This window comes from Oleiphilus sp. HI0132 (genome assembly GCF_001635845.1).
Genome location: NZ_LWGJ01000480.1, coordinates 1 through 728, shown reverse-complemented (window position 1 = coordinate 728; position 728 = coordinate 1). Strand labels below are relative to the sequence as shown.

Genomic DNA, 728 nt, shown 5'->3' with positions numbered 1-728 from the left:
TCTAGGTAAGGAAGCTTTGAGCCGTAGTCTTTTCGGTGGAGTTGTTCGAGGGCATCGACTCGTTCGGCCAGTACGGGAATGACCCTTTCTTTTTTTGTTGCTTCCGCTTCTACCATTTGTTGTTCTGCTTGGAGCTTTTGTCTTTCAACTTCCAGGGATGAGAGCTTGGCGTTAAGTTCGGTTTTCTGTTGTACGAGAAGGTTTTGGTGGCTCGTCGATTTTAACGGGGCCAAAGCCTGCGAACCTACTCCCTTTAAAACTAAACTCAGCCAATGATCGAAGTGCGATAGCCTTTCAATATTCATTGATAGTTCGGCAATCTCGTGTGCTAAACGATCTACATCGGCCTGTGTTTGCGTGCTGTCTAGCGTTATGAGCGGCTCACCTTGTTTGACGCTTTGCCCTTCTCTGACGTGAATCGCTTTGATCTTTCCCGCTTCTAAGGGCTGAATATGTTTGATGTGTTCGCTTGGAATCACTTTACCTTGCGCAACCGCAACAATATCAATCTTGCCAAAGTAAGCCCACACACAGGCAATAGTGAATAGTATTACGATTGCCCAGATAATGGCTCTGCCGGCTGATGAGGCTGGGGTTTGTTCTACTTCAATAGCAGCCGGTAAGAACTGGTACAGTTCTTTATGCGAGACTGACTGATCTTTATGAAGGAAAGCAAACAGCCCTTTCTTTGTTTTTTCTTCAGAGACATCACCCACAGGGAGTTGAAT

Annotated in this window: 1 protein-coding gene; it reads right to left on the bottom strand. The window is 46.0% G+C overall.

Annotation, left to right across the window (positions count from 1 at the left end):
* Positions 1–728 (bottom strand): biotin/lipoyl-binding protein (locus tag A3766_RS05855; RefSeq protein ID WP_197479361.1); only part of this gene is annotated, 728 nt, incomplete at both ends.